This window comes from Deinococcus sp., assembly GCF_018260555.1.
Lineage (GTDB): Bacteria > Deinococcota > Deinococci > Deinococcales > Deinococcaceae > Deinococcus.
Map to the genome: position 1 here is coordinate 34016 of NZ_JAGLBB010000006.1, position 20712 is coordinate 54727.

Consider the following 20712-nt stretch of genomic DNA (forward strand, 5'->3'; position numbering starts at 1 on the left):
GAAGGTAGCCGCCCGCTGCATGGGAAGGATGCCACCGGAACAGATGCCGTTCCTATGACTCGGCGTCGGCTGCGTGTCCGTCGTCACGCTGTTCGAGTCGGAAGCCGTGGGGCAGGAAGTCCTTGACGTACCCGCTGATAATGTCGCCGTGCTGGTTCACGCAGGCCACGCGGGCGTTCGGTGCGAATTCGAAGAGTACCTGACGGCACGCGCCGCAGGGACTGGCGGGCGGCGTGGCTTCCGAGTACACGACGATGTCTGTAAAGTCGCGCCGCCCGGCGGTTGCCATGGCCTGCACGGCGCTCTGTTCGGCGCAGCGGCCCAGGCCGTAGCTGGCGTTCTCGACGTTCGCGCCGAAGTACACCTGCCCGTCGGTGGTGCGCAGGGCGGCGCCCACATGAAAGCGGCTGTACGGTGCGTACGCCTGCCTGAACGCGGCCCTGGCGCCTTCCAGCAGTTGCGGGTCGGGGGTGAGGTTCAGGGCGTTGCTGGCGCTGGTCTTCTGGTGGGGCTCACTCATGGGGTTCTTCCTCGGGGTCCAGCGGGTCGTGGTGGGGGGCGCGTTCCACGCGGACGCGGGTGACGCGGCGCTGGTCGGCGGCCTCGACGGTAAAGGCCCAGCCTTCATGCACGAAGCTCTGGCCGGTTGCGGGAATATCCCCGAAGTGGTTGTTCATGAAGCCGCTGAGGGTGTCGAACTCTCCCTCGCCGTCTTCGAGGTTGCTGCCCAGGTGCTCCTCGACCTCGCCGACAGTCAGGCTGGCGTCCATCAGGTACACGCCCTCGCTGATCACCTCGATCATGGGCAGTTCGTCGTCGTCGGTCTCGTCGTAGATTTCACCGACGATCTCTTCCAGGGCGTCTTCCAGCGTGACGAGGCCGGTCGTGCCACCGAACTCGTCCACGACGATGCTCATGTGGCTTTTCTTGTCGCGCATCTTGGCGAGCAGGTCCTTGATCTTCATGCCTTCGGGCACGAAGTACACGGGACGCATGATGTCCGCAATGACGGTGTGGTCCAGTTCGTCGAGGTGCCGGAGCATGTCGCCGGTGTGCGCGATCCCCACGATGTTGTCCGCGTTGTCCTGGTAGACCGGCACGCGCGAGTATCCGTGTTCGGTGTTCACTTCCAGCAGGCGGCGCAGCGGCGAGGCGCCGTCCACCACAATCATGTCCATTCGGGGCGTCATGACCTCGCGGGTGGTGGTGTCGGACAGGTCGAACACGTTGTACACGAGTTCCTTCTCGCTGTCCTCCAGCACGCCTTCCTGACTGGAGGCGCTGACGATCATGCGGATCTCCTCTTCCGAGTAGGCCGTGTGATGCCCGGCCACGCCGCGCAGCCCGAACAGGCGCACCACGCCGTTCCCGAGTCCGTTCAGGCCCTTGATGGCGTAGCGGAACACGGCCGTGAAGATCAGCAGCGGCCGGATGATGATCAGGCTGACCTGCTCGCTGCGCTGCAACGCCCAGCTCTTCGGGGCGAGTTCCCCGAACACGATGTGCAGGATGGTGCTGATCGCGAACGCCACGCCGAACGAGATGGCCGTGATCTGCGCTTCCGTGAACTGCCCCTCGCCGAACAGCGGGTGCAGCAGGTGCTCGATGGCCGGCTCTGCCACGAAGCCGATGGCGAGGCTGGCCATGGTGATGCCCAGCTGCGTCGCGGCGATATACAGGTCGAGGTTCTGAAGGGCGCGCTGCGTGGCTTTCGCGCGGGCGTTGCCCTCATCGGCCAGCTGATCGATGCGGGTGCGGCGCACACTGACGAGCGCGAATTCGGCCGCGACGAAAAAGCCGTTCATCAGCACCAGGATGAACAGGGCGACAATACCGAGAAGGTCATTCATGAATGGACGCGCTCCAAGTTTCGCGTCCCGGTCATCCGCGAGGCACGTGCTGCCCGCCCACGCCCGCAAGGGGTGGTGCGTCGGTGTCCGGTGGTGGGACGCTCACAGCAAAAAGCCGCCCTCAGGCGGAATTCACCGGGCGTGTCGGAAGAGCCAGAACTGGGAGGCTCCATAGCAGTGCGGAGTGTAACACACCCACCCCGGCCACACGCGCCCGCCGCCCGCCCTGAAGTGTCCGCCCCAGAGTAACGCGAGCCGCAAGCACCCAGGCGCGGCATACCCAGGCCCGGCACACCCACCCTCGGCGCGCGCTACGCTGGAGGGGACCACACCCGTATGTTCAGACGCGCCGGCCCCGCCCGGCTCACTCTCCCGCGCCCTTCCGGAGGTTTTCCCATGACCCAGCACGTCCCGACCCGCACCCTGCCTGACACCTACCGCGCCCTGCGCGCCGAGAAGACGGGGGACGGCATTCAGGCCAGCCTCCAGACCCTCCCCACCACCGCGCTGCCGGACGGCGACGTGACCGTGCAGGTCACGCACTCCAGCCTGAACTACAAGGACGGACTGGCGGTTGCCGGGAAGCCCGGCGTGCTGCGCTCTTACCCCATGACACCCGGCATCGACCTGGCGGGCACGGTCCTGGAGGACCGCACGGGCCGCTGGCAGGCGGGGCAGAGCGTGATCCTGACCGGCTGGGGCATCGGCGAGCGGCAGGACGGCGGGTACGCCACCCTGGCCCGCGCGAACGCGGACTGGCTGGTCGCGCAGCCTGCCGGAACGGACGCCCACTGGGCCATGAGTGTCGGCACGGCTGGGTTCACCGCCATGCTGGCCGTCATGGCGCTCGAGGAGCACGGCGTGACCCCCGGCGACGGCGAGGTCCTTGTGACCGGCGCGGCGGGCGGCGTGGGCAGCACTGCCGTGGCCCTGCTGGCCGCCGCCGGGCACACCGTGGTTGCCAGCACTGGCCGCCCGCAGGAGGAAGCGTACCTGCTGGGCCTGGGCGCCAGCCGCGTCATCGGCCGCGATGAACTCCCGGCCCTGAAACGCCCGCTGGAGAAGGAACGCTGGGCGGGCGTCATTGACAGCGTGGGCGGCGCGACCCTGGCCGGCGCGTACGCCTCGACCCGCGTGCACGGCTCGCTGGCCGTCTGTGGACTGGCGGGCGGCAGTGAACTGAACGCCAGCGTGTTCCCGTTAATCCTGCGCGGCGTGAACCTGCTGGGCATCGATAGTGTCACCTGCCCCGCCGCCCGCCGTGAGGCCGCCTGGGCACGGCTGGCCCGCGACCTGCACCAGGGCACCCTGGCCGCCGTCACGCACACGCGCCCCCTGAGTGACGTGCCAGACCTGGCCGGGCAGATTCTCGCCGGTCAGATCAGGGGCCGCACCGTGATCGACGTGACGGGCTGATACGGACTCCGGTTGATTCGGTACAGGTCCGAATCAATCCGAGCGGACGCGAGTAGGAACAACAGACGGACTTCGCGGTACGGAGCCACAGGCGGCGCTTTCCCGACTGTGGCGCAGTGGAGCGCAGTCCGTCTGAGTCACCTGTACGCTAGACAGAATGGGCGGCCCCGCGCAGGTGGGACCGCCCATCGACCATCTCCGCTCAGCGGGCCTGAAGGTCCCCCAGATCCACGCTGGGCTGCGTGTCCGAGAGCGTGAAGGTGCGTTCGTCGCGGCGTTCGCCGTTCTCTCCGTAGATGCCGTTGCCGTTCAGGTCCTCGCCAGCCACGGCGCGGTAGGTGCCGTCACCCAGCCACGCTTGAAAGTGGCCCAGGGCGTCCAGGCGGGGCTGGAAGGTCTGGCCGCGCGCATCTTGCAGGCTCAGGCCGTGGCCGCTGCTGACGGCCGGGGCGTTCAGGGCGGCGGCAGCGTTGATCAGGCCGTACCCAAATTGGTCGTCACGTCCGGCGGCGCCGAGGTCGGTGGCGGTGGCGTTCATGCGGGCCAGGGTGCCCGCCGCGTCGGTGGTGACGCCCTTGGAGAGCAGCAGCGCGGCCAGCGCGGCGACCTGCGGGCTGGCCTGGCTGGTGCCGACTTCCAGTTCGTAGTTGGGTTCGTTCTTCTGGTAGTCCCAGCTGGTCGAGAGGATCATGTCTGGGAAGGCCTGGCCGTTCAGGGTGCCGCCGTTGAAGGTGCCCTGGGTGTACGGGTCGGCCCCGCCGGGCGCGGCGAGCTGCACCTGCGGGTAGGTGTTACTGAACGCCGAGCGGGTGGGGGCGCTGCCGCCGGAGAGCGTGACGCTCGCCACGGCGACCGCGCCGGGGCAGGCGGCGGGGTAGTAGGGGAGGGTGCCGTACCCGTTCCCGGCGGCGGCTATGACCAGACTTCCGGCGGCCGTGGCCTCCTGCACGGCTCTGCACATTTCCGCGGCACTGTCGGCGCTGGTGGCCCCTCCGAGGCTGAGGTTAATGACCTGCGCCACGTGCGGGGTGCGGGTCATGACACCGTTCACGCTGACGGCCAGGCCGGCCGCGTACCGGATGGCGACGGCCACGTCGGACTCGGTGGCGTTGCCGGTCGCGTCGATCACGCGCAGGGGCAGGACCTTCACGTTGGCGTTACGGGTCGCGCCGACCACGCCAGTCAGGCTGCAGGCAGCGCAACTGGCGTCATTAAGGCCCCAGCGGGCGGCGATGATCCCGGCCACGTGCGTGCCGTGGCTGCCGGTGCTGCGGCCGGTCACGGCGGGGTCGGTGGGGTCGGTGTCGGGGCCGTCGCCATCGCCGTTGCTGGTCTCGGTGATCAGGTCCAGGGCGCCCTCACCGGGCCGCCACAGTTGCCCTTTCAGGTCCGGGTGATCGAAGCGCACGCCAGTGTCGATCACGGCGACGGTCACGGCGCGGCTGTAAGCGCTCCCCTCCATGTCGCGCCACACCGCGCCGTACCCGGTGAGCGGGAAAGCCCATTGCAGCGGTGCGTACTGATCGGTGGGCGTGACCGGTGCGGCAGTGGCCTGGGCGCGCAGGATCACGTCCGGCGTGACGGATTCCACGCTGGGGTCTGCGCGCAGGGCGGCCAGGGCGGCGGGCACATCATCGACCTGCACGGCCACGCTGCGGCTGCTCAGCGGGCGGATGGCCTGCCCGGTAATTCCAGCGCTGGTCAGGCTACGGACGGCCTGCCCGGTCACGGTCTGCCACTGCGCCTGCACCTGCTGGGCCTGCGTCTGCTGGGCCTGCGTTTGGGCACTCAGGGTGCCGGTGGCGGCCCGGTAGCGCACGATCACGCCGTTCGCCCCGGCCAGCGACGCGGTGTCGGTCCGGGTGGGAGGAGCCGCCACGCCGGTATCGTTTCCCTGCACCTGGGCGGGGGCCGTGACGCGGCCGGTCAGGCTGTACTGCGTGGCGGTGACAGTCCAGGTAACAGTGCCGCTGCGGGCGGCGCTGTCCGTCCCGGAATTCCATGCCAGGGTAACAGGGGCGCTTAGCGTCTGCTGATCCGCAGCGAGCGGCGTGGCCAGAGACCGGTCGGCTGTGACCGTCAGCGCCACGTTGCCGGTACCCGCCTGCCGACTCAGGCGCAGCCACGCGGGCACGCTCACGGCCGACCACGTGCCGCTGAAGGGAACGTCCAGGCTGACACTGGCGGACTGCGCTAGCTGGACCGTCCGGTCGTCCAGCGTAGTTGGCGCTGGGGTAACCGGCGCGGGGACGACAGGGGCCGGGACAACAGGCGCGGGGGCCGGCGCCGGCGGGTCGGTCACGGGCGTCGGGTTGCAGCCGCTGAGAAGGGCCAGGGTCAGCAGACCGAGCAGGACAGAGGCAGGGTGGCGGGGCATGTGCCTTACAGCATGACGGACGGCACCTGACGTTACATGAATCCCGCCGGGTGAGCCGATGAGGCCATTTGGACGGGGCTTCAGGCTGCACCGGTGCTGACTGCCCCCCTTCGTTTTATAACCTGGCACAGCACTGGGCTGCCAGCGTCAACGTCACGGCCGACAGCCCTCGTGGTTCCCACCCGCGTCCGCCCGGATGACACGGTGTTTGCGCCCCACACGGACTCCGGTTGAAAGCCCGGCAACAGCTTTCAAGCAGACAAGAACCGGGTTCAGTGGGGAGGGATGGTTACCCGCCCGCCGTCCGGGTTGGGAACGAAACCAACGGCCTCCTGTCTCATACGGACTGCCGCTCCACTGCGCCACAGTCGGAAGGGCGCCGCCTGCGGCTTCATACCGCCCAATCCGTATGCTGTTCCCACTCGCATCCGCTCGGATTGATTCGGAAATACGCCGAATCAATCGGAATCCGTCCCATTCCACCGCAGTCCGTCTGACGCGCGGCCGCCGCGCCCGGCGGGTGGCACAATGGCACGCGTGCCCAGTGGACGTGTTCATAACCTCATCAATATCGCGGCTTACAGCGTCCTGGCGGCGGCCACCCTGGTGGCGTCGCGTCAGGAGCTCGTGAGTGTTACCTCCGTGCAGGCCCTGAATTTCACGCTGGCGTACGCGGCCGGAACGTTCCTGCTCTCACCGGACCTGGATCTCGCGGAGGGCCGCGTGGACAGCAAACGCCACTGGGGCATCCTGGGGGTTCTGTGGGTGCCCTACGGCATGATGTTCAGTCACCGGGGCCTGTCTCACACCTGGATCCTTGGCCCCCTGACCCGACTGGCGTACCTGGCGGTCATGGTGGCACTGGTGGTGGGCGTCCTGACGTACCTGATGCCCGCCCTGGTCCTCCCGGCGCTGTCCGGGTCGCTGGACGTGGCCGTGCTCGCCCCGTTCGCGCTCGGGTATTACCTGAGTCAGTGGTTGCACCTGATCGCCGACGGAGTGCGGCCTGATCACGGGCTGAGGCGTGGGTACCGCAAACTGGATCAGTCGGACCTGAGCCGGGTGGGCCGCAGCCTGAGCGGCAAGCCAGGGCGAGGCCGCGCCGGACGCGGCCGCCGCTGACCGCCCGCCTGCTCCGGACCAGCGGCGCCGTTTCTTCCCCGTGATCCCTTCTGGTAGCTTGGGCCCTTTGCTACACTACGCGAACAGGGGAGGGCCTGGCCGGTTCCTGCCCGCGGCCCCCGCACCGTCCCTGGCGGCCTCTGCTCAGCGGAGTTCCGCCTCATTCTTCTCTCACTCAGCCTGCCTGCCCGTGTCGGCGCTGCGCTGCCCGGATCTTTCAGGAGGTCAATCATGATTCTGAACCTGTTCCTTATTCTGTTCGCACTGGTGTGCGTGGCGCTGGTGTTCTTCGTGCTGCTGCAGGTGCCCAAGCAGGCCGGTCTGTCGGCCAGCATGGCGTCCGGCGGGTCACTGCTGGGCGGCCGGGGGGTCGAGGGTGGTCTGGTGCGGATTACCAGTGCCTTGGGCGCATTTTTCATGCTGCTGGCACTACTGATCGGGTACGTTTCGCGCTGAAACTCCTCAGCGCTCGCCGGGATGCCCGTTCGGGTGTCCCGGTTTTTTTGGCATCCGCGCGCCTGTACTGCGGCCTGCGCGGTGGGTGACGATTCGGACCGGGATCTGTTCGACCGACCTGATCGCTCACCGGGCTGCATGGGGTCAGGGCACCGGAAAAGGTGCCGACGCCCGTGCAAGCCGACGTTATTTCTGCGTTTTTTTGCCTGCAATCAATTCAGAATTCCGCCGGAAGGCGTTGGATTGACCCGTCCATCGGAGCGGCTGCAAGCACGAGTAGGCCGGGTTCCGGGCGTGGCGTTGGTCACCCGGTGATGCACGGGGCTGTGGACGAAACAGGCGGCAGTCCGGATCACGTCCTGTCCGGATGCCGGTGCATGCGTTGATCAGCCTCATGTCAGGTTGCAGGAAGGTGGGAGGGTAAATGGGTTTCAAATGGTAACTGCTCAGCACGATAAACACGGCAAAAAACGCTTGTTCCCGTTTTGTATGAGCATAATATTTACTGCAAATCTGCCTTGGACGAACCAATTCGCCCATATCGGCAATTTCAGTCATTTGAAAGCAGCTTCTTAGCAATTTATAGGGCTGAATTCAGATTCTGAGCAATTTACCCTGCTGAGCAGTTACTTCAAATGAAAGGCATCGCCCACTCTTTTCAGGCGACCGTAAGATAGATAAGCTGTTTCAGGTGAAGTGAATGAGAGAACTGCCTAATGGTTTGTTCTTTTCTTGACCTGAACTGTGCCAGTCCATATATTGACCGGGTTGGAAACCCATTCAACCGAATGTAACGACACCGGCCTGTGCCGGATCGTTGCCGTTTTTCAGAACCACCCGGAGGGCCCCATGAAGAAAGTTCTGACCCTTGCCCTTGCCCTGACGGTCGGTAGCGCCGCCGCACAGACCGCCTTCGTCTGGCCCGCCGCCTGGACCGGCGAGCAGAACACCGCCAACAAGCGTGGCGGCGAACTGCGCCTGTCCGCGATCAGCGACTTCAAGACCTTCAACCCCTTCACCAGCGCGGAAGCCGACAGCATCCCCGACCGCATGGAGTCCGGCAGCGGTCTGTTCACCCAGGATCCCCGCAGCGACGAGCTGATCCCTTACATGGCTGCCAGCGCGCCCGTGGTCAGCAACAACAACAAGCGCTTCGTGGTCAAGATCCGCCAGGGCATGAAGTTCAGCGACGGTCAGGCCATCACCGCCGACGACTGGATCACCACCTGGAAGATCCACACCGACGACAAGGTCGGCAGCAACAGCCGCGACAACTTCTTCTTGGTCGGTAAACCCATCACGATCAAGAAGCTCGACAACTACACCCTGCAGTTCGACTTCCCCCAGCCGAGCTCCAAGGCCCTCGTCCTGATGTCCTACACGCCCTGGCCCGACCACGTGTTCGGCAAGGCCTACCGCGAAGGCGGCGCCGAGGCCATCAAGAAGATGTGGACCCTCGCCACGCCCCCCAGCCAGATCGTCAGCCCCGGCACCTGGGTGCTCGAAAGCTACCGCGCCGGCGAGCGCGCCGTGTTCAAGAAGAACAACAACTGGGGCGACTGGAACAAGGATAGCCGCGGTCAGGAACTGCCCTACCTGAACAACATGTCCGTGCGCATCGTTGCCGACGCCAACGCGGCCCTTGCGGCCTTCCTGGCCGGCCAGATCGATACGGTCCCCATGCGCAACGCCGACGACCTGGCCCAGACCAAGAAGGCCATCGACGGCGGCAGCCTGAAGGCCTTCCTGAAGGCCAACGTGAGCCCCCAGGCGACCAGCCAGTGGATCACCTTCAACTGGAACAAGGCCAGCGACCCCGCCAAGCAGAAGCTGTTCCGTGACGTGCGCTTCCGCCGCGCCATGAGCCACATCGCCAACCGTCAGGCGATGGTTCAGCTTGCCCTGGGCGGCCTGGGCAGCGAGACGTACTTCAGCACCTACCCGATCTTCAAGCAGCAGATCGACGCGGGACTGTCCGCCGGCGCGCCCACCTACAAGTACAACCTCGCCGAGGCCACCAAACTGCTCGGTCAGCTCGGGTACACCAAGAAGAACGCCCAGGGCTTCCTGGTCGACAAGGCCGGCAAGGTCCTGGAATTCAACCTGAGCACCAACGCCGGCAACACCGTCCGCGAGCAGCTCGGCCGCATCTTCGCCGACGAGGCCAAGAAGGTCGGCATGAAGGTCAACTTCACCCCCATCGACTTCAACACGCTGGTCAGCCAGCTGACCGCAAAGGGCGAGAACCGTCCCTTCGATGCCATCCTGCTGGGCCTGAGCGGCGGCGACAACATCTGGAGCTTCGGCCAGAACGTCGTGCCCTGCGGTACCAATCTGCACTCCTACAACAATCCCACCGACGGCAAGTGCGCCACCAGCCAGGAACAGCTGATGACCAAGCTGTACTACCAGGGTGATGCCGAACTAAACGACGCCAAGCGCCGCGCCATCGGCGGTCAGCTCATGAAGGTCGAGGGCGAACTGCAGCCCGTCATCTACCTCGTGGGCGGCAACTACCACGTGGCGTACAACGAGCGTCTGGGCGGCGAGTTCACGGCCAACATGATGAACGCCTACTACGGTCACCGCTTCAACGCCCTGACCTTCATCAAGTAAGCCCCAGAGCCGCTTCTCTGCTCCCACGGGGGGTGGTCCGCCCGCGCGGACTGCCCCCCACGCCCATGACGCCCACGGAGTACCCGCATGATCCCATTCCTGCTACGCCGCGTAGTGCAGTCCATTCCCACCCTGTTCCTGGCCAGCCTGCTGATCTTCTTCGTGATTCAGCTGGCCCCCGGCGACTTCCTGACTCCCGCCAAGCTCAACCCGAACATCAGCCCCGAGCAGATTGCCTCACTGGAACGCAACTTCGGCCTGGACCGGCACCCCATCGAGCAGTACCTGCTGTGGATGAAGAACATGATCTTCAACCGGGACTTCGGACTGTCCTTCCAGTACCAGCAGCCCGTGCTTGATGTCGCCATTCCCCGCGTCCTGAACTCGCTGTGGCTGGTCCTGCTAAACCTGATCTTTTTCTACGCCATCGCCATTCCGCTGGGTGTGTACGGCGCCGTGCGTCAGAACTCGCTGGGCGACAAGGCCGTGAACGTGGTCCTGTACTTCCTGCTGGGCTTCCCCAGCTTCTTCCTGGCCCTGATCGTCATCTACTTCATCCTGCAGGTCCGTAACGCGACCGGCTGGGACATTCCCATCAACGGCATGACCAGTAACGGCTTCGACGCCATGGCCCCGCTGGAGAAGGTCTGGGACGTGCTCAAGCACCTGCTGATTCCCGCGCTGGTCCTGGCGATCAGTGATGCCGCTGGCCTGACCCGCGTCATCCGCGGCCTGATGCTGGAAGTCATGCGCTCGGACTACATCCGTACCGCGCGCGCCAAGGGCGTCAGCGAACGCACCGCCATCTGGAAGCACACCTTCCGCAACGCCATCCTGCCCATCGTGGCCGGCATCGGCGGCCTGCTGCCGGCCGCCATCAGCGGCGCCGGCCTGACCGAGGTCGTGTTCGCGTATCCCGGCATCACGCCCATGATCCTCGACGCCATCAACACCCAGGACCTGTACCTGATCGCCGGATTCACGGTGCTGGGCACCGTCCTGCTGGTCATCGGCAACGCCCTGAGCGACATTCTCCTCGCGGTCGTCGACCCGCGCATCAAGGTCGGGTGACCCGTGTGACCACCGTTCCCACCTCCACTCCCGTCAAGGCTCCGGTCCGCTCGCAGTCCCAGCTGTCCGTCGCGTGGGGGCAGTTCCGCAAGAACCGCCTCGCGCAGGTCGGCGGGACGATGATCATCCTGCTCTACCTGATGGCGATCTTCGCGCCGTTCCTGGCTCCGGACGGCCTGTCGAACTACTCGACCAGTAACATTACCCGCTTCCACCCGCCCACGCCCATCGGCCTGCGCGACCCGGAAACCGGTGCGTTCGGCCGGCCCTTCGTGTTCAAGTACACCCAGCAGCTGAACATGGATACCTTCGTGAACGAGTTCAAGCCCAGCGCCGAGAAGTGCCCCATCTACTTCGGCGTGCGCGGCGATAGCTACCGGATCCTGGGTCTGATTCCCGGTAACCTGCACCTGTTCGGCACCGGGCAACCCGACTGCAAGGTGTACCTGATGGGCGGCGAGGACCTGGGCCGCGACCTGCTCAGCCGCACCCTGTACGCCTCGCAGATCAGCCTGACCATCGGCGTGGCCGCCGTGCTGATCAGCACCCTGATCGGCCTGTTCATGGGCGCCATGGCCGCGTACTTCGGCGGGTTCGTGGACACGGTCATCATGCGCCTCGTCGAGGTGCTGGCCTCCATTCCCACGCTGTTCCTGCTGATCCTGCTGCGCTCGGTGTTCCCCAAGGAAATCAACCCCATCCTGGCGCTGTACGTGATTCTGGGCATCCTGGCGTTCATCAACTGGGGTGGCTTGGCCCGCGTCACGCGTGGTCAGCTGCTCAGCGTGCGTGAACAGGACTTCGTGTCGGCCGCCCGGGCCCTGGGCGCCAGCGACAACCGCATCATGATCCGGCACATGCTCCCCACCATGACCACCTACGTCATCGTGACCACCTCGCTCGCCATTCCCGCCACCATCCTCACCGAGTCCGGCCTGAGTTTCCTGGGGATCGGCGCGGTGGAACCCTACGCCTCGTGGGGCAGCCTGCTCAAGCAGGCGCAGGACGGCGGCCTGAGCAGCCTGAACACCCGCCCCTGGGTGCTGATCCCCGGTTTCTTCATCGTGTTCACCGTCATGTGCTTCCAGCTGCTCGGTGACGGGCTGCGCGACGCCTTCGACCCCAGAAAACGTTCCTGACCCCCCGCAGGCGCGCCGCCCCGTGCGGCCAGATTCCCTGGCCGCACCCACCCATCAGCCCCGACCCAGCGTGACGGAACGGTTGTATGATGCGCTACGTGTTTACATCGGAGGAACCATGACCCATCAGGGTGAAGTCCTACTGGCCGTCAACGGTCTCAAGACGTACTTCAATACCGACGACGGCGTCGTCAAGAGCGTGGACGGCGTGACGTTCCACATCAATAAAGGCGAGACGCTCGCTGTCGTGGGCGAATCCGGCTCCGGCAAGAGCGTGACCAGCCTGTCCGTCATGCGCCTGATTCCCACGCCGCCCGGCCGCATCGCGGAAGGCGAGATTCTGTTCACCGGCAAGGACGGCGTGCAGAAGGACATCGTGAACATGAGCGAAGCCGAGATGCGCAAGATTCGCGGCAACGACATCAGCATGATCTTCCAGGAACCCATGACCAGCCTCAACCCGGTTTACACCGTCGGTGACCAGATCGCCGAGGCGGTCATGCTGCACCAGGGCAAGAACAAGAAAGAGGCCATGAGCGTCGCCACCGACATGCTGCGCTTCGTGGGCATTCCCGCCCCCGAGAAACGCGTGAACGAGTACCCGCACCAGATGTCCGGCGGGATGCGTCAGCGCGTCATGATCGCCATGGCCCTGTCCTGCAAGCCGGCCCTGCTGATCGCCGATGAGCCCACCACCGCGCTCGACGTGACCATCCAGGCGCAGATTCTGGACCTGATGCGCAAGTTGCAGCAGGACGTGGGCATGAGCATCCTGTTCATCACGCACAACCTGGGCGTGGTGGCCGAGATGGCCGACCGCGTTGTGGTGATGTACGGCGGCCGCGTGGTCGAGGAAGGCGACGTTATCGAGATCTTCAAGGCGCCCCGGCACCCGTACACCATGGGCCTGCTGAACTCCATTCCCCGTCCCGGCGAGGCGCACGAACCCGGCCAGCCCAAGGGCCGCCTGGAAGCCATTCCCGGCAACGTACCCAACCCGCTGAACCTGCCGAGCGGCTGCGCCTTCGAGCCGCGCTGCAAGTTCGCCGTGCCCGACTGCTCCAAGGCCGTTCCGGCCCTTGAGGACACCGGCCGGGGCCACATGGCGCGCTGCATCCGCTGGCGCGAATTCGAACAGGTGCAGTCCGGGGTGAACGCATGACCGCCACGACCCACAACCGCCGCGCCATGCCCGCCACGGGCGACACGCTGCTGGAAGTCAACAACCTCGAAAAGTACTTCCCCATTCGCGGCGGCCTGCTGTCGCGGGTGGTCGGAAACGTCAAGGCCGTCAACGACATCTCGTTCCGCATCGGGCGCGGCGAGGTCGTCGGTCTGGTGGGCGAGTCGGGTTCCGGCAAGACCACCGCCGGGCGCGCCATCCTGCGCCTGATCGAACCGACCGGCGGGCAGGTGCTGTTCAACGGCACCGACATCACCCGGCTGTCCAAGGGGCAGATGCGTGACTACCGCCGCGAGATGCAGATCATCTTCCAGGATCCCTTCGCGAGCCTGAACCCCCGCATGACGGTCAGTGACATCATCGGCGAGGCCATGCAGATCCATAACCTGCACCCCGGCAAAGGGCGCATCGACCGCATCGCGGAGCTGCTGCAGAAGGTCGGGCTGCGCCCCGAACACATGCGCCGCTACCCGCACGAGTTCTCGGGGGGGCAGCGCCAGCGTATCGGGATTGCACGCGCGCTCGCGGTGGACCCGGCGTTCATCGTGGCTGACGAGCCCGTCTCCGCGCTCGACGTGTCCATCCAGGCGCAGGTCGTGAATCTGCTTCAGGACCTGCAGGAAGAACTGGGCCTGACCGTGCTGTTCATCGCGCACGACCTGGCCGTCGTGGAGTACATCTGCGACCGGATCATCGTGATGTACCTGGGCCGCATCATGGAGATCGCGCCCAGCCGCCAGTTGAACACCAGCCCCAAGCACCCGTACACCGAGGCGCTCTTGTCGGCGGCGCCCGTGCCGGACCCGACCATCAAACGCCAGCGCATCATCCTGGAAGGCGACATTCCCAGCCCGATCAACCCGCCGTCGGGCTGCGTGTTCCGCACGCGCTGCCGCTACGCGATTGCCGACTGCGCGAACATCGTCCCGGAACTGCGTGAAATCATCCCCGGTCACTTCAAGGCCTGCATCCGCGACGACATCCTGTAAGCCCTGCACCCTGTACCTGTCCTCACCGTCTGGACAGCCCGCCGACCCCACCGGGAAGGCGGGTTTTTGTGTTCCTGTTCTGACTCCTGCTCTCACATCTCATCATGCGGGCCGGGTCACGATGTTGGTATGACCAACCTGTTCCCGGCTGTCCTGCCCGTCCTCGCTGCCGCCCTTGCCCTCGGCACCGCCGGAGCCACCGACCTGCGCATCTACCCCAGCTTCACCGAGGTCCGCCAGCCCGTCACGGCCACCGGCACCAGCCTGAACGTCACCCTGCCCCAGACCGCCTGGGAAAGCGTGCTGCCCGGCAGCCTCGACCTGGAAGGACTGCCGTTCACCAGCGCCACCCAGACCCTCCAGAGCAACTGGCTGAGCGGCCTGGAAGGCCAGACAGTGTACCTGCGCCGGAGCGAGAGTACCGAACCCGTCACGCTCGTTCGCGCCCGCGACCTGCTCGTGAAGGACGCCCAGGGCCGGTTCTTCAATGTGCGCTTCGAGGACCTGTCCTTCAGCGCCGCGCCCCCCCTGAACCCCCAGAGCCCCAGCCAGACCCTGACCTACACCCTGCCCCGCGCCGGAACCGGCACCCTGACGTACTTGACCCGCGCCGTCACCTGGAGCCCCCGCTACACCCTGAACGCCAGTAGCGCCGGAGCGAACCTGACCGCCCTGGCCGACCTGCGCAACAGCACCGAACTCGCCTACGACGTGCGGAACACCGAACTGTACGCCGGAGACGTGACCGTAGAGGCCAACCCGCAGGCCGAAGCCGGTTTCGCCGCCGAGATGGTCATGCGCGCCGTGCCCGCCACCGCCGCCCCCGTCCCCAAGATCCAGAGCCAGGGCGAACTGCGCGGCCTGACCCGCTACGACCTCACCACGCCCTTCACGCTGCCCGCCAACTCCGTCATCACCCTACCGTTCCTGACACCCAAACTCAGCCGATTCGAACGCTACGCCGGGCTGGAGACCTACTTCAGCGCCGACACCCGCACCGGCACCCTGAACCGCTCCTACCGCCTGGAAGCCGACCAGCGCGTGCCCGCCGGCCCGCTCACGGTGCGCGAAGATGGCCGCCTCGTCGGCCAGACCACCCTGCCCGACACCCGCAAAGGCGGCACCATCGAGTTCTCGCTGGGCGACGACCCCGACATCGAGTACACCCGCAGCGCCGCCCAGACCGCGCAGGTCAAGGACGCCAAGGGCAACGTCACCAAGACCACCTACCGCGTCACGTACGCCTTTGAAAGCAGCAAGGACCGCGCCGTGCGCGCCGAGATCACCGAACGTATCGGCGGGCGCATCATCACCATCGACACGGGCGCCCCCATGAAGAACCAGGGCGCCGCGAACCTCCGCGTAGATGTCCCCGCCAACGGCAAGGTCAGCCGGACCTTCACGGTGGTCATCGACAACAGCTGAGGCTTCAGCACGATTCGGGTCTTCCAGTTGTTCCTGGTAGGCCCGATTCATTTGCCCCACCCCCCAGCCCCCGACCCCAGGGGGGCAGGGGGAGCAGGCGTTGCACTGGGCAAGAGGTTTTACTTCTGCGGCGGGGTTGCTGTGGCCGGTACCGTGTCCGGCCTCGACGCCATCCTGCCGCCCCCCTCGCAGGCCCGCGCGCTTCGCGCACGACGGCCGGTGGCAGTCGGCGGTCAGGTGATCGGTGGGACGGTTCGGGGTGCTGATCTACTTTTCTGGCTTCAGCCGGGGCTGGTGTTCCGCAGAACTCATAGCCTGCGCTCTCGGGCTACAGAATCCCTTCCAGGTAAGCCTGCACGTCCACCTTGACCGGCATGAAGTACGCGTGCTGACCGCGCTCGCGGGCGAAGGCCAGCAGGTCAGCCGCGAACGCGCGGTTGCACTCCAGGGTGGGCGTGAAGGAGCGGGGGAACACGGCGTGGTTGCGGGCCCGCCAGTAGTTCAGGCTGGAATCAGTGAGGATGCTGGTCGCGCCCCACCACATCTGCGCGCCGTGTGGGATCAGGTCGCTGTAGGCGTCCATGACGCGCAGGTCGAAAAACGGCTGCGTGAAGAACCCGGCCGCGCCCGCATCCAGTTTCCGTTCCAGGTAATCGCGTTCCCGCGCGAACGATTGCCGGTACGGGTCGAGGCCCGCATAGACGGTCAGGTGGGGGGCCTCGCGGCGCAGGCGGCGAATGAGGTCCACGGCGTCCTGGTCGTACACGCGCGCGCTCATGTCGGCGGGCGCGTCGCCGGTCACGACGAGTACCTCGGTCAGGCCGTGCTGCTCCAGCGTGGCCAGGAACGGCAGCGGCTCGCGCGGGTTGAAGTCCACGGCCCGCAGGTGCGGCACGGCGGCGTGGTGTGGCCGCGCAAACGCGCAGCCCAGCCAGGAGCGCAGCGAGTAGCGCGTCAGGTCGGGAATGTTCACCGTGTCCACGCCCGGCAGTGCGGCCGCCACCTGCGCGATCTCGGCCCGCAGGCCACTGCGCGTTCGGGGCACGAGTTCCACCGACACGCGGGTCACTGGCCGCCTCCGGCGGCGGGGGATGGTTGATGGTTGATGGTTGATGGGTTCCGACCATCAACTTTCAACTGTTCACCATCAACACCCGCAGGGTCATAGGCGAGGATCGGTCCCAGCCAGCGCTCCGCTTCGGCCAGCGGCATGCCCTTACGCCGCGCGTAATCCTGCACCTGATCGCGGCCGATGCGGCCCACCGCGAAGTAACGGGAGTCCGGGTGCGCGAAGTAGAAGCCGGACACGGCGGCGGCCGGCCACATGGCGCACGATTCGGTGAGTTCCAGGCCGATCTCCTGCGCGCCCAGCAACCGGAACAGTGTGCGTTTCTCGGTGTGGTCGGGCTGCGCGGGGTAACCGGGCGCGGGGCGGATGCCGTCGTAGCGCTCGCGGATCAGGTCGTCGTTGCGCAGGGCCTCGTCCGGCGCGTAACCCCAGTGCTTTGTGCGAACGTCGCGGTGCAGTTTCTCCGCGAAGGCCTCGGCCAGCCGGTCGGCCACGGCCTTGACCAGAATGGAGTTGTAATCGTCGTGCTCGGCCTCGAACGCGCGGGCCAGTTCGTCCGCGCCGTGAATGACGACCGCGAACGCCCCGATGTGATCCCCGTGCGGCGCGACGAAGTCCGCCAGGGCCACGTTCGGGGTGTTCTGCTCGCGCTGCTGGCGCAGGGTGTGCAGGTGCACCACGCCGGGCAGTGCTTCGCGGCCGGCGGCGAGCTCGTGGGTGGCGAAATCCAGCGTTTCCCCGGCGGGCACGTCCGGGCCGACCTGCACGGCAATGTCGTCCCCGTCGCGCTGGGCGGGCCACAGGCCGATCACGCCGCGCGCGGTCAGGAGCCCTTCGTGAACGGCGCGTTGCAGCAGGGCCTGCGCGTCCGCGAACAGCTTGCGGGCTTCCTCACCGCGCAGGGGGTCGGTCAGGATGTTCGGATAGATGCCCTTCATCTCCCAGGCGATGAAAAACGGCGTCCAGTCGATGAAGTCCAGCAGCTCCGCGATGGGTTGCTCGATAATCTGCCGGCCCGGTTCACGCGGGGGCGGAGGCACGGTGGGGGAGAGTTGAGGGGCCCGTTCCCGCGCGGTCTCGATGGGAATCAGGCGGATCTGGCGCTCGCCGTGCCGCTCACGCAGGGCGTCGTACTCCCCGCGGATGCGTTCCTGCACGCCGCGCGGATCGGCCAGCAGGTCGGCGGTGGTGGTCACGGCCCGGCTGGCGTCCAGGACATGCACGACCGGGCCGGGGTACGCCGGGTCGATCTTTACAGCCGTGTGGGCGCGGCTGGTGGTCGCTCCGCCGATCAGCAGCGGCTGGGTCATGCCCCGGCGCGTCATCTCGCTGGCCACGGTGACCATCTCGTCCAGGCTGGGCGTGATCAGGCCGCTCAGGCCGATCACGTCCGCGCCGATGCGTACGGCCTCGTCGAGAATCCGGTCGGTGGAGACCATCACGCCCAGGTCGGTCACCTGATAGCCGTTGCAGGCCAGTACCACGCCCACGATGTTCTTGCCGATGTCGTGCACGTCGCCCTTCACGGTTGCCATGAGCACCTTGCCCTTCCCGCCCGCCTCCTGCTTTTCGGCCTCCATGTAGGGCGTGAGGTGCGCCACGGCGCGTTTCATCACGCGGGCGGACTTCACGACCTGCGGCAGGAACATCTTCCCGGCCCCGAACAGGTCGCCCACGACGTTCATGCCGTCCATCAGCGGCCCCTCGATGACCAGCAGCGGCGACCCGAGTTCCCGGTAGGCTTCCTCGGCGTCCAGTTCCACGAAGTCCGCGACGCCCTGCACGAGTGCGTGCTTCAGCCGCTCCTGCACCGGCAGGTCACGCCAGGGGCTGCCCGCGCCGACCTCGCGCTTGATGCCCTTGTAGCGGTCAGCGAGTTCCAGCAGGCGTTCCGTGGCGTCACTGCGGCGGGCCAGGATCACGTCCTCCACGGCGCCGCGCAACTCGGGATCGATGTCCTCGTACACGGCAAGCATCCCGGCGTTCACGATGCCCATGTCCAGCCCCGCACGGATGGCGTGGTACAGGAACACGGCGTGCATCGCCTCGCGCACGTGGTTGTTCCCGCGGAAGGAGAACGACACGTTGCTGATCCCGCCCGACACGAGCGCGCCCGGCAGGTTCGCCTTGATCCAGCGGGTCGCCTCGATGAAATCGAGGGCGTAGCGGTCATGCTCCTCGATTCCGGTCGCGACTGTCAGGACGTTCGGGTCGAAGATGATGTCCTGCGGCGGGAACCCCACCACCTCGGTCAGCAGCCGGTAGGCGCGGGCCGTGATCTCCTGACGCCGCTCCAGGGTGTCTGCCTGCCCCTGCTCGTCAAAGGCCATGACGACCGCTGCCGCGCCGTAGCGGCGCAGCAGTCGGGCGCGTTCCAGGAACTTCTCCTCGCCGTCTTTCAGGCTGATCGAGTTCACGACCGCCTTGCCCTGCACGCGCTTGAGGCCCGCTTCCAGGATCTCCCACTTGGAGCTGTCCAGCATCAGCGGCACGCGGCTGATATCCGGTTCCCCGGCGAGCAGGTTCAGGAACTTCACCATGGCCGCCTCGCCGTCCAGCATGCCCTCGTCGAAGTTCACGTCCACGATCTGCGCGCCGTTCTCGACCTGCTGCCGGGCGATCTTCAGGCCCGCGTCGTAATCCCCGGCCAGGATCGCCTTGGCGAATCTGGGGCTGCCCGTCACGTTGGTGCGCTCGCCCACGTTCACGAAGTTCAGTTCCGGCGTGACGTTCAGGGGTTCCAGGCCGCTCAGGCGCAGCACGGCGGGTTGCTCGGGGGCGACGCGCGGCGCCACGCCCTGTACAGCCCCGGCAATCGCGCGGATGTGCTCCGGCGTAGTGCCGCAGCACCCACCCACGATGTTCACCAGGCCCGAACGGGCGAACTCGCCCAGCACGGCGGCCGTCTGCTCGGGCGTCTCGTCGTACTCCCCGAAGGCGTTCGGGAGGCCCGCGTTCGGGTGGACGGAGACCAGCGCGTCCGTGTTCGCGGCGATCTCACGCAGGTGCGGGCGCAGCAGGTCGGCCCCCAGCGCGCAGTTCAGGCCCAGGCTGAACAGATTCGCGTGCGAGGTGCTGATCGCGAACGCCTCGGGCGTCTGCCCGCTCAGCGTGCGCCCGGAAGCGTCCGTGATCGTGCCCGAAAGCATGACCGGGAGCGTGCGGCCCGTACGGGCGAAGGCTTCCTCGCAGGCGAACAGGGCCGCCTTGGCGTTCAGCGTGTCGAACACGGTTTCGAGCAGCAGTAGGTCCGCGCCGCCCTCGATCAGTCCCGCTGCGGCGTCCATGTACGCCTCGACCAGCCCGTCATAGGTCACGTTGCGGAACTCCGGGCGTTCCACGTCCGGCGAGAGGGTCGCCGTGCGGTTCGTCGGGCCGATACTGCCTGCCACCCAGCGCGGCCTGCCGTCCCGGGCCGTGAACTCGTCGGCCACCTCGCGCGCCAGACGCGCGCCCTGAACGTTCATGTCGTACGCCATGCTTTCCGTGCCGTAGTCCGCCTGACTGATCGTCGTGGAGTTAAAGGTGTTCGTGCTGGCGATATCCGCGCCCGCCTCGAAGTACGCCCTGTGCACGCCACGGATCACGTCGGGTCTGGTCAGTTGCAGCAGGTCGAAGTTCCCCCGGTACATCCGCAGGGGATCGGCGCCGTCCCACCTGAAATCGGCTTCCGTCAGGCCCGCCTGCTGAAGCTGCGTGCCCCACGCCCCGTCCAGAATCAAGATCCTTTTGCGCGCCTCGGCGCGAATATCCGTGCTCATGGTCCACCCCTGTCTCAAAGCGCAGGGCCGCCCAGCGGCGGCCTCGAAAGTCGTTGTGCGCTGTTGCTGCGCCGCTCCTGGGCCATCGTCCCCGCTCGCGCCATCGTCAGCGCACCCACGCGGGTCTTCTCTGAAAGCACCGAGTGCCGCAATGAGGGCCGGTTGCCTCGCCATCACAGGGCAGAAAATCCCCTCCGGCGACTCTGGATGACCGCGCCCGGCGGGCACGATACCCCCA

The 20712-nt window shown here is 66.7% G+C and carries 15 protein-coding genes; 9 read left to right on the plus strand and 6 right to left on the minus strand.

Translation table 11 applies throughout. The features are described from left to right. Nucleotides 1-52 precede the first annotated feature (52 nt). Together cdd and QZ271_RS02405 are read right to left on the minus strand one after the other, a co-directional pair. Nucleotides 53-520: a cytidine deaminase gene (cdd, locus tag QZ271_RS02400; protein WP_291428626.1), complete on the minus strand. Its 468-nt coding sequence runs from the start codon at nt 518-520 to the stop codon at nt 53-55. Then, nucleotides 513-1850, minus strand: a complete 1338-nt coding sequence (locus QZ271_RS02405) for a hemolysin family protein (protein WP_291428627.1) — start codon at nt 1848-1850, stop codon at nt 513-515. The genes cdd and QZ271_RS02405 overlap by 8 nt, the downstream gene beginning before the upstream one ends. Before the next feature lie 396 nt (nt 1851-2246). Here QZ271_RS02405 and QZ271_RS02410 point away from each other — a divergent pair, with 396 nt between their 5' ends. Beyond that, a complete protein-coding gene (locus QZ271_RS02410; protein ID WP_291428629.1) occupies nt 2247-3266 on the plus strand; it encodes an MDR family oxidoreductase in 1020 nt (339 codons plus the stop codon). Between the two features lie 202 nt (nt 3267-3468). Here the strand turns inward: QZ271_RS02410 and QZ271_RS02415 are convergent, their stop codons facing one another. Further along, nucleotides 3469-5643: a S8 family serine peptidase gene (locus tag QZ271_RS02415; protein WP_291428631.1), complete on the minus strand. Its 2175-nt coding sequence runs from the start codon at nt 5641-5643 to the stop codon at nt 3469-3471. 537 nt (nt 5644-6180) lie between these two features. Here QZ271_RS02415 and QZ271_RS02420 point away from each other — a divergent pair. Then, nucleotides 6181-6765, plus strand: a complete 585-nt coding sequence (locus tag QZ271_RS02420; protein ID WP_291428633.1) for a metal-binding protein — start codon at nt 6181-6183, stop codon at nt 6763-6765. A gap of 231 nt (nt 6766-6996) precedes the next feature. Beyond that, on the plus strand, nt 6997-7221 hold the full coding sequence (secG, locus tag QZ271_RS02425; RefSeq protein ID WP_291428635.1) for a preprotein translocase subunit SecG: 225 nt from the start codon (nt 6997-6999) through the stop codon (nt 7219-7221). Nucleotides 7222-7407: 186 nt separating this feature from the next. Here secG and QZ271_RS02430 read toward each other — a convergent pair whose 3' ends face one another. Then, the gene (locus tag QZ271_RS02430; RefSeq protein WP_291428637.1) at nt 7408-7779 is read right to left on the minus strand and encodes a hypothetical protein; all 372 of its coding nucleotides are present in this window, start codon (nt 7777-7779) and stop codon (nt 7408-7410) included. A gap of 291 nt (nt 7780-8070) precedes the next feature. Between QZ271_RS02430 and QZ271_RS02435 the strand changes: the two genes are divergently transcribed. The 6 genes from QZ271_RS02435 to QZ271_RS02460 all read left to right on the plus strand — a co-directional run bounded on the left by QZ271_RS02435 (nt 8071) and on the right by QZ271_RS02460 (nt 15644). Continuing rightward, complete coding sequence (locus QZ271_RS02435) at nt 8071-9837, plus strand: ABC transporter substrate-binding protein (RefSeq protein WP_291428639.1); 1767 nt, start codon at nt 8071-8073, stop codon at nt 9835-9837. Between the two features lie 87 nt (nt 9838-9924). Beyond that, on the plus strand, nt 9925-10908 hold the full coding sequence (locus QZ271_RS02440; RefSeq protein ID WP_291428640.1) for an ABC transporter permease: 984 nt from the start codon (nt 9925-9927) through the stop codon (nt 10906-10908). Nucleotides 10909-10913: 5 nt separating this feature from the next. Further along, the gene (locus QZ271_RS02445) at nt 10914-12047 is read left to right on the plus strand and encodes an ABC transporter permease (protein WP_291428641.1); all 1134 of its coding nucleotides are present in this window, start codon (nt 10914-10916) and stop codon (nt 12045-12047) included. 118 nt (nt 12048-12165) lie between these two features. Next, on the plus strand, nt 12166-13209 hold the full coding sequence (locus QZ271_RS02450; protein WP_291428643.1) for an ABC transporter ATP-binding protein: 1044 nt from the start codon (nt 12166-12168) through the stop codon (nt 13207-13209). After that, on the plus strand, nt 13206-14219 hold the full coding sequence (locus QZ271_RS02455; protein ID WP_291428644.1) for an ABC transporter ATP-binding protein: 1014 nt from the start codon (nt 13206-13208) through the stop codon (nt 14217-14219). The genes QZ271_RS02450 and QZ271_RS02455 overlap by 4 nt, the downstream gene beginning before the upstream one ends. Before the next feature lie 129 nt (nt 14220-14348). Beyond that, the gene (locus QZ271_RS02460; protein WP_291428645.1) at nt 14349-15644 is read left to right on the plus strand and encodes a DUF4139 domain-containing protein; all 1296 of its coding nucleotides are present in this window, start codon (nt 14349-14351) and stop codon (nt 15642-15644) included. A gap of 328 nt (nt 15645-15972) precedes the next feature. Here the strand turns inward: QZ271_RS02460 and QZ271_RS02465 are convergent, their stop codons facing one another. After that, nucleotides 15973-16713 carry a methylenetetrahydrofolate reductase gene (locus tag QZ271_RS02465; RefSeq protein WP_291428647.1) on the minus strand — a complete coding sequence of 247 codons (741 nt, stop codon included), beginning with the start codon at nt 16711-16713 and terminating at the stop codon, nt 15973-15975. Beyond that, complete coding sequence (gene metH, locus QZ271_RS02470; protein ID WP_291428649.1) at nt 16710-20474, minus strand: methionine synthase; 3765 nt, start codon at nt 20472-20474, stop codon at nt 16710-16712. Before metH ends, QZ271_RS02465 begins: the two co-directional genes overlap by 4 nt. Between the last annotated feature and the right edge of the window lie 238 nt (nt 20475-20712).